This is a genomic window from Pseudomonas sp. CM25, assembly GCF_013179705.1.
Classification (GTDB): domain Bacteria; phylum Pseudomonadota; class Gammaproteobacteria; order Pseudomonadales; family Pseudomonadaceae; genus Aquipseudomonas.
Window position 1 is genome coordinate 1 of sequence record NZ_JABMCW010000534.1, and the last position, 2585, is coordinate 2585.

Annotated in this window: 3 protein-coding genes; all 3 read right to left on the minus strand. The window is 64.1% G+C overall.

Annotation, left to right across the window (positions count from 1 at the left end):
- On the minus strand, nucleotides 1–428 hold a 428-nt coding region (locus tag HP546_RS29055; protein WP_172232962.1), incomplete at its 3' end, for a MotA/TolQ/ExbB proton channel family protein.
- Between the two features lie 27 nt (nucleotides 429–455).
- On the minus strand, nucleotides 456–1253 hold the full coding sequence (locus tag HP546_RS29060; protein ID WP_172232965.1) for an energy transducer TonB: 798 nt from the start codon (nucleotides 1251–1253) through the stop codon (nucleotides 456–458).
- A 382-nt stretch (nucleotides 1254–1635) separates the two neighbouring features.
- Nucleotides 1636–2585, minus strand: a 950-nt coding sequence (locus HP546_RS29065) for a sulfate/molybdate ABC transporter ATP-binding protein (protein WP_172232968.1), incomplete at its 5' end; no start/stop codon positions are given.

Genomic DNA, 2585 nt, shown 5'->3' on the forward strand with positions numbered 1-2585 from the left:
ATGCCCCAAACGGTGCCGAACAGGCCGATGAAAGGTGAAGTGCTGCCGATACTGGCAACCACTGCCAGGCCGGTTTCCAGCGAGCGGCGCTCACGCACGATCTGCTGCCGCAGGGCGCGCTCCAGGCGGTCTTGATGATTGATGGCGTGGCTCAGGTCGTTGGCCTGGGTGTCACCGACGGCGATCGCGGCGTAGCCGGCCTGGGCAACGCGAGCAGCAGGCCCAGGCTGTTCGTGGCTGATCTGCGCCGCCGAGTCCAGGCTCGAAGCTGCCCAGAACTGCTGGTGGAAGCGCTTGTCCTGGCGCCTCAACCGTACGAACTGCGCAACCTTGACCAAGGCCAGGCCCCAGGTGACGACAGAAAAACCGACCAGCAGCCAGATGACTGCGCTTTCAACAGATTCGAGGGGGGATGCCAGCAGGCTCATGATGATGTTTTCCTGTGTTCTGAAAAGTTAGCGAAGCTTGAAATCGATCGGCACACTGACCCAGCCGGTCTGGGCCACGTCGCCCTGCTTGGCGGGCACGAAACTCCAGCGCTTCACCGCAGCCAGCGCGGCGGCATCGAGGGCATCGCGGCCGCTGCTTTTCTGGACCTGGATCTGCCCGGGCTTGCCACTGGGCAGCACCTCGACGCGCAGCAGCACGGTGCCTTCCCAGCCACGGCGCTGAGCCATTTGCGGGTATTCCGGCGCAGGGTTCTTCAGGTAGGCGGCGTTGGCCGATGCTGGCGTTACCGGGGCCGGCGCGGGTGGTGCTGGCGCAGGCGGTGCCGGGGCCGCTACCGGGGCTGGCGGCGGCGCTTCAACCGGCTTGGGCTGCGGTTTCGACTGCTGCTTGACCACCGGCTTGGGCACAGGCCTCGGCTTGGGTTTGGGTTTGGCGGCCAGTTCGTCGACCACTGGCGGCGGTGGCGGCTCGACCACAGTAGGAGCAGGCGCAGGCGGTGGAGGCTTGAGCACCGGAGGGGTCGGCGCGGCAAACTCGATGGTCATGGGTGGCACCTGTGGCGGTACTACCGGCAGCTCGGGGGTTGGCGCCTGACTCAGCCAGTACGCGGCCGCGCCATGCAGGGCCAGCACCAGCAAGCCCAACAGCAGCTTGTGGCGGCGCTTGAGCTCACTGACCGGCGTGCGCTGCAGGCGCAGCTGGCCGAGTGGCAAGCGAAGCGTGCGCCCAAGCTCGACCAGGTCGCCCGGGGCTGGCCGCCATGGCTGGTCGTAGGCCCTGACGGCCGACTGCACATTACCCATTGATCAAACTCCTGGGGTCTCGATTCAGGTGTGTGGCTGAATCATCGGGGCCAGGGGCTTATCTCTTAAAGTAATGTTTAAAATTATGTTTAGAACTTATGGGAATATTTATTTGCCCTCTTCGTGGGAAGGCCTTGGAATTCGCGGGCTGTGGCTTGAGGGCCTCAAGTCGATGCACTGCGGGCATGCAAAATATTCGCTCAAGGCATGAGATTGCCGCGAGGGCTGCGCCCTCGATCGCCGGCAAGCCAGCTCCCACAAGGACCGCATCATAGCTCGCAGTCAATGCGATCGATGTGAGGGCTGGCTGCGCAGCCCCGGCAATCTCACAGGCAGAAAAAAGCCCAGGACCAACCCCGGGCTTTTCTTCATCAACGGTGACTCAGATATCCGCCACCTTCTGCCAAACCTTGGGCCGGAAGAATAGCGTTTCCCCCCGCGCCAACCCGGTCAGGCTGTCATGGTCCTTGACCACCTCGGCCTCGATCAGCTCGCTCTGTCCTTCCACCTTCAAGGTAACCCGCGTGGTCGCGCCCAGCGGCCGGATATCCCGCACCTCGGCCGCATGGTGCCCTTCGGTCTCATGCCGCGACAGCGAAACCTCATGCGGGCGGAACAGCACATGGTGCCCTTCGCTCAGCGCCAGGCGGTTGGAATCGCCCAGGAAGTGGTAGACGAAATCGTTGGCCGGCTGCTCGTACACCTCGCCCGGCGAGCCGATCTGCTCGATCACGCCCTTGTTCATCACCACGATGCGGTCGGCCACTTCCATGGCTTCTTCCTGGTCGTGGGTGACAAACACCGAGGTCAGGTTGATATCTTCGTGCAAGCGCGCCAGCCAGCGGCGCAGCTCTTTGCGCACCTTGGCATCCAGCGCGCCGAACGGCTCGTCCAGCAGTAACACCTTGGGCTCCACCGCCAGGGCGCGGGCCAGGGCGATACGCTGGCGCTGGCCACCGGACAACTGCTCGGGGTAGCGGTCGGCCAGCCAGTCCAGCTGCACCATGTTCAACAGCTCATGCACCTTCTCGGCAATTCTGCTCTCGCTCGGGCGCTCGCCCTTGGGCTTCATGCGCAGGCCGAAGGCGACGTTGTCGAACACGCTCATGTGGCGGAACAGCGCATAGTGCTGGAACACGAAACCGACGTTGCGGTCACGCACGTCGTGGCCGGACACGTCCTCGCCATGGAACACGATGCTGCCCTGATCGGGTGTTTCCAGGCCGGCAATGATGCGCAGCAAGGTGGTCTTGCCGCAGCCGGACGGGCCGAGCAGGGCCACCAGCTCGCCGCTGTTGATGTCCAGGTTGATGTTGTCCAGGGCCTGGAAGC